This window comes from Pseudomonas ulcerans (genome assembly GCF_036324125.1).
GTDB classification, from domain to species: Bacteria; Pseudomonadota; Gammaproteobacteria; order Pseudomonadales; family Pseudomonadaceae; genus Aquipseudomonas; species Aquipseudomonas ulcerans.
The window spans coordinates 171,863-183,193 of the sequence record NZ_JAZDQN010000010.1 but is presented as its reverse complement, the minus strand read 5'-3'; the positions used below and the strand labels follow the sequence as shown (position 1 = coordinate 183,193).

The 11,331-nt window shown below is 60.4% G+C and carries 6 protein-coding genes and 1 pseudogene; all 7 read right to left on the bottom strand.

Translation table 11 applies throughout. From position 1 onward, the window contains the following. Window positions 1-476: pseudogene (locus V0R59_RS12350) on the bottom strand (hypothetical protein); the annotation flags it as partial. A gap of 17 nt (window positions 477-493) precedes the next feature. After that, window positions 494-1,687, bottom strand: a complete 1,194-nt coding sequence (locus V0R59_RS12345; protein ID WP_330074575.1) for a hypothetical protein — start codon at window positions 1,685-1,687, stop codon at window positions 494-496. Then, window positions 1,668-2,849, bottom strand: a complete 1,182-nt coding sequence (locus V0R59_RS12340; protein ID WP_330074574.1) for a DUF6396 domain-containing protein — start codon at window positions 2,847-2,849, stop codon at window positions 1,668-1,670. Before V0R59_RS12340 ends, V0R59_RS12345 begins: the two co-directional genes overlap by 20 nt. A gap of 40 nt (window positions 2,850-2,889) precedes the next feature. Beyond that, window positions 2,890-4,080 (bottom strand): DUF6396 domain-containing protein, encoded by a 1,191-nt coding sequence (locus tag V0R59_RS12335; protein WP_330074573.1) that lies wholly within the window; start codon window positions 4,078-4,080, stop codon window positions 2,890-2,892. Between the two features lie 80 nt (window positions 4,081-4,160). Next, entirely contained in the window at window positions 4,161-5,939 is a 1,779-nt protein-coding gene (locus tag V0R59_RS12330; protein ID WP_330074572.1) for a phospholipase D-like domain-containing protein, read from the bottom strand. Further along, window positions 5,936-8,692: a type VI secretion system Vgr family protein gene (locus V0R59_RS12325; RefSeq protein ID WP_330074571.1), complete on the bottom strand. Its 2,757-nt coding sequence runs from the start codon at window positions 8,690-8,692 to the stop codon at window positions 5,936-5,938. The genes V0R59_RS12330 and V0R59_RS12325 overlap by 4 nt, the downstream gene beginning before the upstream one ends. Then, the gene (tssH, locus tag V0R59_RS12320) at window positions 8,689-11,304 is read right to left on the bottom strand and encodes a type VI secretion system ATPase TssH (protein WP_330074570.1); all 2,616 of its coding nucleotides are present in this window, start codon (window positions 11,302-11,304) and stop codon (window positions 8,689-8,691) included. The genes V0R59_RS12325 and tssH overlap by 4 nt, the downstream gene beginning before the upstream one ends. Window positions 11,305-11,331 lie beyond the last annotated feature (27 nt).

The following is an 11,331-nucleotide window of genomic DNA, read 5'->3' as shown; positions in this document are numbered from 1 at the left end:
AGGTCGAGGTCGGCGGGATCGGGATCCTTGCGCAGGCTGCCGGCCCAGAGCAGGACGGTGCGTTCTCCCACCAGCCAGCGTTGCTCGCTGAGGCCCGGGGCGATGGCTTCGATCTGCTCGGGTTCGCCGGCGACCAGGAGCAGGCGGGTCTTGCGGCGCCAGAGGGGGCCGTAGAGACCACGCAAATGGTGAACCAGCGTGCCGGCCGCGAGCTTGTCAGGCCGGTAAGCCGGTTCGGGATGCTTCTTGCGCAGCGGCGCAATAAAGTCCACGGCACCCAGCCTGCGGCTACCCAGCACGCCCATCCACTGCAAGAACAGCAGCACAAACCCACAGCCCAGCAGCGCGGCCGTGGCCATCCAGCGAGCATCCTCCGAGCGGATCCGCACCAGGTCGTTGTCCTGCCAGATCAGCAGGAAACCGCCCAGGAACAGGCAAGCGATCAGCACCCAGATCGCGACGGAAGTCTTCTTCATCGGCATTCCTTGATCGTTCATTGCACGGGCCGGACGACACACCACTGCGGTGTTCCGTCCTGCACCATCAGAAGTTGCGGCTGCTGGTCCGCCGCTGCCTGCTCGCTGCCAACGATCAGCGCGATATTGCCGACCGCGCTGCCCGCTGCGCCCAGGGTTTCATCCAGGGACAGGCTGGCCTCGCTCGCCAGCGGGCGCCCCTCCTCCGCCAGCGACCTGGACAGATCGCGCAGCAGCGCGGACGGCACCCGGGCCTGCCAGGCGAACGGCAGAGCGTCGCCAGACACCCCGCCCCACAGCAGGACTTCGCGCAGGGAATGGGGCTCGCAGCTCATGACCACGGGACGGTGAACCCAGGCAGCGGGTTGCAGGCCTTGCGCCTGGCAGAAGGCGGAACGCGCCAGCAACACCGCCGAGATCGACTCGGCCTGATCGGCGGCAGGCTTGTCGAACAGGTTGAGCTCGATGGAAAGCACCAGCGGAAAAGCCTTCTCCTGATCGAGCCAGGTATCCAGCCACAGCAGGCCGTCGTCCTCGCTGGCGACGCTTACCGACTCGATGTACAGCGCCCGTTGCCGGGCACAGGACTGCCAGAGATCAAGCAGTACATCATCGGCCACCACCCGGTTATGGCGGATTCGCACCCGCACGGCCTGACCGGGAAACAAGCGTTCGAGGTCCAGGGCGGGAGCTGCCAATACCCGGTCAAGCCAGATCTGCACCCGCAGTGCATGTTCCTCGGGTGTCAGCGGCTGCGGATCCAGCAAGGGGCTCCAGCGCATGGTCTTGCCGTTGAACGGCAGGAATACCGTCTGCAACGGCTTGCTGCCGCTGCGCAGCGACTCGGCCAGGCGCTCGCTGCCACCGGCCGTGCAATAGGAGGTCGCCAGCAGCGCAATCGCCTCTTGTCCTTGCGCGATAAGGGTCGATTCCAGGTCTGCCCGGGTGCTGTTCCAGCCGTTGACATAGGCCTCGCGGTTTTCATGGGCCAGCAGCCGCAGCCCATACAGGAACACGCCGATAACCAGCGGCAACGCCAGGGCACGACTCCAGAACCACAGCGAATCCGTTTGACTCTCGTCCGGCCGGAACAGCAGCGCCAGGCCGAAGCCCGTCGCGGTACACAGCAGGATCACCAGCAACCAGCGGACCTTGCCCGGAAATGCCGGGGACCCGAGTTGTTCCGGGAGTTCACGCAGATTGACCGGCATGGTCTGGCCTCCCCTTCAGGTCGCTTTTATCGAAAGGCGGGGTCAGGGCCTTGTTGAGTACCCAGCGTTCGGGTGGGCAACGCTGATCGTGATTGCAAGCACCTGACGGGACGTGTTCGGCCTTGAACGCCGGGGTTCCGGGCAGTGGTTTTCCGGTGGCAGGATCCAGGCCTTTTTCCTTGGCCAGTTTCTCGATCAGCGATTCGTCCGGCTTGGGGGGCGGGATATTGGCGAGGCGCTCTTCCAGCCATTGGAGTTTGCCGTCCCATGGGGGGAGCTTGGCGGGTGGGAGGGGGACGATTTCGTTGATTTCAGGAACTTTTGGATTGGCGTAAGAATAATTGGAAAGGATTCGCCAAATTTTTTTATAGCGGTCTGCACGCTCTAAATCTTCCTGTTGACCAAGATAATATAAGGCATCAGGAGAACTTTGATTTCGGAAACCTTTTGCCAGAAATGATGCACCGTTCCCATGCCCGGCTGCAGCGGCAATCTGAAAATATCTCAGCGCATTCTCATAATCCTCAATTCTTTTATAACGGATAGCAGAAGCGACAGCGGTATTCCCGTTACCTTGGCCGGCTGCACAAATACGCATACCCACCGCAACATCAGGAGCAATATCAATAGGCGCTAGTTTATTGGCCACATACTCTTGGGCACTTGAACTCCCCTCATCAGCAGCTTTGCGAAAGTAACGTAGTACCATCTCGCCATCTTGCGCCAACCCGGCAGACCCTTGCCTCAGAAAAATAGCGACAAAGTAGTAACCAGTAGCGACATTCGTATCGATCAACTCCTGGCTCAAACGCAGATGCTCATGGCCCCGCAACTCGAATTCTCCACGCATCGAACCGTTCTGCAGGTTAATGTTGACTTTCGAATGTCCTTGTTCTGCAGAAACTCTATACAAGCGCTCAACCTCAGCATTTACGACCGAATCCCCCTTCAACAAGTTACCTTTCTGCAACCACCGTGCATATTTAAAGAGCAGATCCGACTCTGGTGACACTTGAGGAAACCTTTCGACCTGGCACGTAAACTCAAGATCCACACTAGCGACCTTTGACTCACTCAAACCAAGATTACTTTTCGAAGCCGCACTTCTGTCATCCGCATGGCAACCTGCCGTTAGCAACAATAATAAAATCAATCGTCTCATGAACGTTATCCTTGATATCCAGCCGACATTGACGAAACCGTCACCCCAGCAATCCCCACTTCACGTATATCGGACCTCTCACCAGCTTTCTGGGCAGAGGCCAGATTCGATGAAGGTAATAATTGCCTTCCGGATGAGGCATCAAATCACCTTCATTGAAATGCTGAATCACTTCCTCGTTGCGCACCCAACGTTCGGGCCACATGACTTTCCAATAGCCCTCTTGCGGGCAAGGATCACTGCTGTTGCAAGTATCCGCAGGGAAGTATTCGGCCTTGAAGGCCGGAGAACCGGGCATGGGTCTTCCGGTGGCAGGATCCAAGCCTTTTTCCTTGGCCAGTTTCTCGATCAACCATTCTTCCGGCTTGGGGGGCGGGACATTGGCGAGGCGTTCTTCCAGCCATTGGAGTTTGCCGTCCCATGGGGGGAGTTTGGCGGGTGGGAGTGGGACGATTTCGTTGATTTCCGGGACTTTTGGATTTGCATACGAGTAATTAGCAAGGATTTCCCAAATTTTTTCATAGCGTTGGGCGCGCTCAAGATCCTCTTGTTGGCCCAAATAATTAAGCTCGTCATTAGGGTCCGGATTTCGGAACGCCTGCCACAGACCATAAGCCGAGCTTTCATCCCCCGCAGCCACTCCAATCTGAGAGTACTTCAGGGCACTATCATAGTCTTTGAGACCTTGATATCGAATCGCGGCAGCCACAGCAGCATTTCCATTTCCCTGCCCAGCAGCGCATAGACGCATTTTCATCGCCACATCAGGAGCGACATTAATAGGATAAATCTTATTAGCTACATATTCTTGAGCGCTTGAACTTCCCTCATCAGCAGCCTTACGGTAGTACCTAAGCGCTAACTCTTCATTTTTTTCCAGCCCGGCAAAACCATGATCCAAGAAAATAGCGATAAAATTATATCCCGATGCTACGCCAGCTTCTATCAAGCTTTCACTAAAACGCAAATGTTCACTACCGCGCAGATTTAACTCCCCCCTTATAGATCCATTTTGCAAATTTACATTTGCCTTTGAGTGCCCATGTTCTGCAGCAACCCGATACAACCTTTCAATATTTGAATTTACATTCAAATCCATTCTCAGGATATTATTTTTCTGCAGCCACCTCGCATATAAATAAAGAACATCAGACTCAGGCGAGACCACAGGAAACCTCTCACTCCGACAATTAAAATCAATTTTTTTATCAGTTTTTTCCATACCATTCATATCAATATACCTTCCCGTTGACGCAAGCCCTTGACCACTCCAGACAGCCATCAGTAGCAGAAACAGAAAAATGCACTTTATCAATCCTGATCCCTTAGCTCAGAAGAACCAAAATAAAACTCCACCAACGGAGCTTCTGGCGGCTTCTTTCCGCCCATCAAATCTCTATTTTTATTCATTATCCTCCGCCAACTTATGAATGCCTGGCGCGGATCATCCTGCGCTCCCTTCTTGTTAGTATGAAGATCCCACAACCGCCGCCTCAGATCCCGAGTAACACTCATCCATTCATGAGCAACATTCATTTCGGTATCCACCTGCATACTGCGCGTATTGATATTCGCCGAGCCGAGAGTGGTGAAGACGTCGTTTACGATCATCAACTTGGAGTGGATATAAACAGGAACCCAGTCGTCCCAATCCATGGTGTCAGGCGCCACCAACGAACAGATATGTACCTTGAGCCCGGGTATGGCTCGCGGGACTATCGTGCTTTTCTTGATGTCTTCGATCTGCTGCGCAAGCTTGAGCTGCTCCGGAATATCACGGGGATGCCGCAAGGGGTCGCTCTTGATCGCTTTCTGGATCCTGCGCAACTTGGTTATCTCAGGCATGGTGTCGGCACGCCCGAGACTTTCGACCATGCGCTGGGTATTCACAGTGCCCGGACCAATACCGTCCTTGGCGGCGTTGGTTAGGACGAACAAATGCAACGCGCCATGCTTGCCTGGGTCACGTCCGGCGGCGGTCTGTTTTGCTGCGATTTCCTTTATCTTTTCGGCGAAAGGTGGCCAGCGGAAGTACTGGTTTTCGATGTAGATGAACTGCGTAGCGTTGTTCGCCGCCTGCATGTACATACGCTCGATATCGCGAGTACCTGCCTGGGCCTGAGTCCGCAGCAACTGGGCCAGTTGCGGAGTGCCGTCGTGACATTCGAGCTCCCGGGCTAGCTCTTGCGCAGACCTCAGGCCCAACAGTTCCTCACCGGTTTCCATGAGCCAGGAATGGGCAAAGTTATGGTGCAGATGCTCCAGGATCGGCCCGGTCAGTCGACTGGAAATATCCTGGCGTGGCTTCTCACCACGTGGCCCCCGGTCAGGAGCGGGTTTACTGTCATCCGTACGGTTTCGTGCAGAGTGGGCATCGGTGTCCCAGTACTCGTCGAGCATGTTGTGGCCCATGACGAAACCGACAGCGACCTCGGGTTGCTCATAGTCGACCAGCACCGTCTTCTGATGGTGGGTCACCGTGGCGGCCATGATGCTTTTGGTTTCCAGGCTGAGGTCCCGGTCCAACGCGTTCTGGTCTACATCATTGAAAATCCTGTTGCGCTCTGCGGCAGTGAAACCACGACTGACAAACAGGGGAATACCGTCGCCTGCTTTCCCTGGTGCCTTTTGGTCAAGTACTGAACACTCGGCGAACCATTTGCGGTCATAGGCATATTGCTCTTTGGTCGAACTTTGCAGCGCTCGGTTCTTGATGCGCAGAAGGCCCTTCCCCGGCAGGTTCGCCTCACCACCAGCACCGGCAGTGTTGAGGGGCATTTCCCAACCCAGAACGCGAACCTTCACGCCTTCCTTGGCTTTCAATCGCAACAACTCGCCGATGCAAGGAGACTTGCCATCACGAATGAAGTACATCGACGGCTGAAATCCCCAGCAACTGATGTCGATGCTCTTCTGGGCTTTAGCAATGGCCTCGTGTACCGCCCGAAATGCTTCTTCGCCATTGACCAATGGATGAAACGTCGCTTTGACCGGGTGGTACTCAGTGTTCTGCATGAACCACGGCGAGGTGCAGGTGGCCTGGTTGGTGTGTTTGAGACAAATGGGTACAACGATATCGTCCTGACTCATCGCTCTTCTCCTTTTAGATCGGTGCTGCCGTTCAGCAGCTCGGAATAGACCCCTCTCTGCTCGGTGTGCCCCATGGGTGGGACAAGGCCACTTGCGGTCGCGGATTTATGGTTCTGCAATCCCTCGTTGGCCAGATGGGCTTGCTGCGGATTGCTGTAGTCGCCCGGCACCGGAAGCTGGTAGCTGACACCGTTGAGCAATTGCAGGCGGTAGGAGTGGGTAACGGCCTGGTGCTCGACCTGGATGCGCCCGGTTTCGTCCAGCACACCCTCGGCAAGCAGCGCCGAGCCCGCAAACAATTGATAAGGCATGCCAGCCCAGCTCAAACCAGGGGCATTCGGGACCTGGTCGACGCTAAACCGCAGCGCCTGCTTGAACTGACTCAGCGGATACTCCGGGTGCGCCGCACTCATGCTTGCCGCCCCGGTAAACGCCACCCTTGGCGCCTTGACCAAGTAGTCGCCCTCGGTGCCCGCCTCGATCCGCGTCGGGTCGAGGATCAGGTAGCTGCCACCAGCGTTCAGGGTGATCTTCTTTTTCGCGACGATGCGGATCTCGTCCTCGGTGCTGACGACCTCCAGTCCTTCCCGGGCCATCAGGGTCAGGGTATCGTGCTGCGCCTGGATCTGCACCGGGCCCTGGTTGGCGATCAGCTTGATGCCGAGCTTGCGCACGAACAGGCTGAGGCCCTGGCCGACACCGATGAACAGGCGCTTGACCACGCTCATGTCGGCGTGCGCTCCGGCGTTGAGCAGCAGGTTGTTCTGCGCTGCCAGTTGCAGGTGCTCGCCACTGGTCAGGGCGATGCCCTTGGGCGCGCTGAGCAGCAGCACGGCGGATTTCAGTTGTTCCAGGTCGTCCTTCAGCAGCTTCAGCTGGGCCTGCACGTCCGCAGCGTCGCCGCGACTGGCCTCGGCGTCGCAGGAGAGGCTTTCCAGCTGTTCAGCGGCCTGCTGCAGGCGGTCGAGGGCCGGGTTCATGGCGAGCACTTCGCCCTCGGCCTTGGGCTGGGCATCGGCACTGATGAACAGGCCCTTCCCCGCCCTGAGCACGCCCCAGTGATCGCTGCGCAGCTCGAAGCCTTCACCGCGCTTCTTGCGATCCTTGCCCACCAGGTGCCCCAGATTCAGCTGGCTCTTGCCGCCAAATTCGGTGCTGACCTTGACGTGCTCCTGCCCCTTCTGGTCCTCCATCCGCAGCTTGTTGTTGCTCGGCGTGCGCAGCACGTTGCGGGTGTTGTTGTCGCGGGCGACATGGTCCGGATGGCGGTCATCGTGCAATGCATGAGAGATGTACGGCCGGTCCGGGTCGCCCTGCTCGAAGGCGATCGCCACTTCGGTGCCCGCCAGCAGCGGGAAGTGCAGGCCGTACAGGTCGCCGGCATAGGGCCGCGCCAGGCGCAGGGCCAGGCTTTCATAGCCGGGCTCGCGAGTGTCGCGGTCGAACATGAAGCTGACCCGGTAGCGGCCTTCCAGGTCGATATGGCTGTAAGGGTCGTTTTTCTGCCGGCTGGTGATTCGTGCGGGGATGGTCCCGGCAATCACCGGCTTGGGCTGCAACGGTGGACGGAAGCCCACCAGCCCGGCGTAAGGCAGACCTTCGAATTCGACCAGGTAGTTCCTGTTGCGCCCACCGCTGATCCGCGTGGTGTGCACCATCACGCTCTTGGCGCAGTCCTCGGGCACGTCGCCGCGGAGCTTGAGCATGCGAGCAGGTTCCACCTGCGGGCTGCTGCTGAAACCCCTGACCTGGCTGCGCAGGTTCATGTTGCGTTCGTAGGTCAGGCGGGCGAAGAAGCGTCCGGTCTCGGGGGTCGGACGGTCCGAGTAGATCTGGCCCAGTTCGGTGTAGGCCCAGCCGTATTCGTAGGTTTCGCCATAGACGGAATGCTCCAGGCGCCATTGCTCGGTTTCGCCCTGCAGGTGCTTGTTGGCCTGGCGCGGGTCGTAGGTGCGGAAGACCAGGTCCTTTTCCACCACCTGGTGGCGGGTGCCGATGTCCCAGACGCAGTCGGCGCCGTTGCTGTTCATGCCGGCGCGTGGCAGGTAGGGCAGCTCGACCCTGTGGTCGTGCAGCGGCAGATCACGGAAATGCACCACCTCGACGCGGTGCTCGGAGTTGATGTCGAAGCGGTACCAGATGCCTACCTCGGCCAGTAGGCGCTGGACGAAGGCCAGGTCGGTTTCCTCGTACTGCAGCACGTGGTCACGCACCGGGTAGTCGCGGTCCAGGTCGAGGAAATACTCGTGGCTGAACAGCTTGTGCCGTTCCTTGAGGATGTGCTTGACGATCTGCGGCACCGATTTGCGCAGGTACAGGCGGGTCTGCTTGCTGCGCGCCAGCAGGCCGAAACGCGGTTCTAGGACGATCTCGTACTGGCCTTCGTCCACCGTGGCGCGGATGCGCTTGAACGAGGTGATGACGCCGAACAGTTCGCGGACCGGGTTGTGCTTTTTCTTCTTTTCTTCCCAGGGGTAGGTGACCGGCGGCTCACCGTAGAGGGCGAAACGGGCGGTGCGGTTGAGGAACAGGGTCTTGTCCAGGTCGAGGGGCTTGGGGCGGTCCGGGTCGTCGTCCTCCACGTCGGGCTGCGGCAGGGCGCAGCTGAAGCGGATGGTGTAGCGGAATGGCTGGCTAAGGTACTCCTCACCTTCGAAGGCGAAGATGTCGAGCGGCACGTCGACGTTCTGGACGTTGAGCTGGTAGGGATTGCGGGTGGTGGGCGACGGGTAGCGGCTGACGATGTCGGTCATGCTTGAGCCCCCTGCTCGTCGAACGTCAGTTGCACGCCCTCCTCCTCGTCAAAGCCCAGCAGCACCCGCGCCACGGCCTGCTTCAATGCCTGGCGCTGCAACAACTGCTGGCTGAGCACTGGCAGGATCTGCTGGTTGAGCAGACTGTCGATATTGCGTGCGCCGCTGTCCGGCAGCAGGCAGGCGGTGACCAGCGCCTGGGCGAGGGAGTCGTGGATCTGGCAGTCGAGCCCGTAATGGCGCTGCAGGCGGCGGGCGACCTTGGCCAGTTTCAGGTCGACGATGCGCTTCAGCGCTTCGGCGCCCAGCGGCCGATAGACCAAGGTCTGGAAGCGGGCCAGCAAGGCCGGCTGGAAATGCTCGCGCAGCAGCGGGCGCAGCAGTTCCTGCAGGGTTGCGTCAGTGGCCTCGGGTTGTTCTTCCAACAGTTGCTGCAAGACATCGCTGCCCAGGTTGGAGGTCATCAGGATGACGGTGTTGCGGAAGTCGATTTCACGCCCTTCGCCGTCGCGCATGAAGCCGCGGTCGAACACCTGGTAGAACAGGTTGAGCACATCGCGATGGGCCTTTTCCACCTCGTCCAGCAGCACCACGCTATAGGGGCGCTGACGCACGGCTTCGGTCAGCACGCCGCCCTGGCCGTAGCCGACGTAGCCCGGCGGCGAGCCCTTGAGCTGGCTGACGGTGTGGGCCTCCTGGTACTCAGAGAGGTTGAGGGTGACCAGGGATTTCTCGCCGCCGAACAGGCTGTCGGCCAGGGCCAGGGCAGTTTCGGTCTTGCCCACCCCGCTGCTGCCCACCAGCAGGAACACGCCCTGCGGCGCCTGTTCTTCGCAGAGCCCGGTCCTGGCCGCGCGCAGGCGCTGGGCCAGGGCGCCAAGGGCAGGGTCCTGGCCGATGATGCGCGCACCCAGCTGCTGCTCCAGTTGCAACAGCCCGGCCTGTTCATCCTTGAGCAGGCTGCCGAGTGGAACGCCGGTCCAGTCGGCGATGACCTCGGCGACGCCACGCGGGTCGACATCGAGGTTGAGCAACGGCTGTTCACCCTGGACCTCGGCGAGTTGCCGTTGCAGGCGCTGACAAGCAGCCAGGCAAGGAGCCTCGCCCTGGCGCGCATCGAGCAGTTGCCGGCTGAGCTCCAACTCCTGGCGGTACTGCTGGTCCAGGCGGGCCTGCTGCTGTTGCAGCTCATCACAGAGAGCGTTGATGGCAGCGATCCGCTCGACGGCCTCGACAGCGCCCAGGGCAGCATCCTGTTGCAAGGCTTCACGCTCCAGGTGCAGCCCGGCCTGGCGGGCCTTGAGGCGCACCAGCACCTGCGGCTCGCAGTCCAGGCTCATGCGTACCCGTGCACTGGCGGTGTCGAGCAGGTCAACGGCCTTGTCTGGCAGTTGCCGGCCGGTGAGATAGCGGCGCGACAGGCCGACCGCCGCCTGCACCGCCGCATCCTGGATATGCACGCCGTGATGGCTGGCGTAGCGCGCCTTGAGACCGCGCAGCATCAGGCAGGCGCCGGCATCGTCCGGCTCGTCCACCTTGACCATCTGGAAGCGCCGTTCCAGGGCCGCATCACGTTCGAAGTATTGCTTGTATTCGCTCCAGGTGGTGGCGGCGATGCTGCGCAGCTCGCCGCGGGCCAGGGCCGGCTTGAGCAGGTTGGCGGCATCGGCACCACCGGCCTGGTTGCCGGCGCCGATCAGGGTGTGGGCTTCGTCGATGAACAGCAGCACCGGTTGCGCGGACTGCTGCACCGCCTCGATGACGTTCTTCAGGCGCTGCTCGAACTCGCCCTTGACCCCGGCCCCGGCCTGCAACAGGCCAAGATCGAGCACGCGCACGGCGACGCCCTTGAGGCTGTCCGGCACGTTGCCTTCGGCGATGCGCAGCGCCAGGCCTTCGACCAGGGCGGTCTTGCCCACCCCCGGCTCGCCGACCAGGATCGGGTTGTTCTTGCGCCGTCGACTGAGGATGTCGATGACCTGGCGGATCTCGTCGTCGCGGCCGAAGACCGGATCGATCCGGCCCTCGGCCGCCTTGGCGGTGAGGTCCTGGGTGAATTTGTCCAGCACGCCGTTGGCGGGCAGTGCCTGGGGTAGTTGCGCCATCTCGCGCTCGCTGCCGATCTCCTGTTGTCGCTGCGGGCGCTCTTCGGAGTGGTGGTCGAGCACCACCAGCAAGCGCTGGAGCTGCGCCCGGCTGATGCTGAGCAACGGCCAGGCGGCCTCGCAGGCCAGCAGGTCGGGGCTTTCCAGCAACGCATCGAGCAGGTGGAGGGAGCGCAGTTGCTCGTGGTCTTCGTCCAGCGAGGCCAGCAACCAGGCGTTCTTGATCAGTTGCTGCAGGCGCGGACACAGCTGCGGCCGGGCCTGGACCCGGCGTGGCAGGCTGTCGAGGTGATCGAGCAGGCCCTGCCACAGGGCGTCCATGTCCCATTCATAGCGGCGGGCGATCAGGGTCAGGTCGCCCTCGCCCTGCTCCAGCAGCTTGAGCAGCCAGTGCTCGATGCTGATATCGGCGTGGGCGCGGCTTTGGCAGAGTGACGCGGCGGCGCTCAGGGCCTCCGCGCAGTAGGGGTTCAGGCGGCGTAGCAGACGGGAGGGACTGATGGCCATGCAAGGCGTCCTTTGGCGGGATTGCGG